1 protein-coding gene is annotated in these 700 nt (G+C 61.4%); it reads right to left on the bottom strand.

The genetic code is table 11. From position 1 onward, the window contains the following. Positions 1 to 700 (bottom strand): IS66 family transposase (tnpC, locus tag ACMV5I_RS29585; RefSeq protein ID WP_414825977.1); only part of this gene is annotated, 700 nt, incomplete at both ends.

A 700-nucleotide genomic window follows, 5' to 3' on the forward strand; every position in this document is an offset into this window, starting at 1 on the left:
TTCGACAGCCATCGTGCGAACTCCTCCATCAACGGTGTCGATTCGGCCTGCCGTCGCCGGTACACCTCGTCCGGCGGTTTGCCCTGCAGGGCTTTCTCTATCCGGTACAGCTTCTGGATATGCGACAGCGCCCATACCGCTTTGCCCACCTTCGCATTCGGCTGGGCACGCTGAGCCTCCTCGAACTTGCGGCGGGCATGTGCCATGCACCCGACCAGCTTCGCTTGTGTACTGTGGTAGCCCGCATAGCCGTCAACCTGAAGGTAACCGTGGTAGCCCGCCAGGAACTGCGCCGCGCAGCGGCCACTGCGGGAGTCATGGTAATCATATAACACCAGGTGCGGCGTGCTGTCTCCCGCTGTGCGGACATCACGTCCCGTGCCATACAGCCACATATAGCTCTGACCGTTTTCCTGGCTCAGCACGTTAAGCGTGCTCTCATCGGCGAAGATGACCTCCTGCGCCAGCAACGCCGCATGCATCAACGCCCTCAGCGGCTTCAGACGTTCCGCGACCTTCAGTAACCACTGGCTCTGTGTCTGTCGACTCAGCGGGATGTCGAGGCCGGCGAACAGCACTTCCTGCCGGTACAGCGGCAGCGCGAACTGGAATTTGTTGATGATGATTTGCGCGACCAGCGACGGCGTGGCGTAGCTTTTAGGGAACACCGCCGGCACCGACGGTGCCACCTTCACGCTGC

Source organism: Serratia sp. T13T92, from assembly GCF_047530105.1.
Taxonomy (GTDB): domain Bacteria; phylum Pseudomonadota; class Gammaproteobacteria; order Enterobacterales; family Enterobacteriaceae; genus Chania; species Chania fonticola.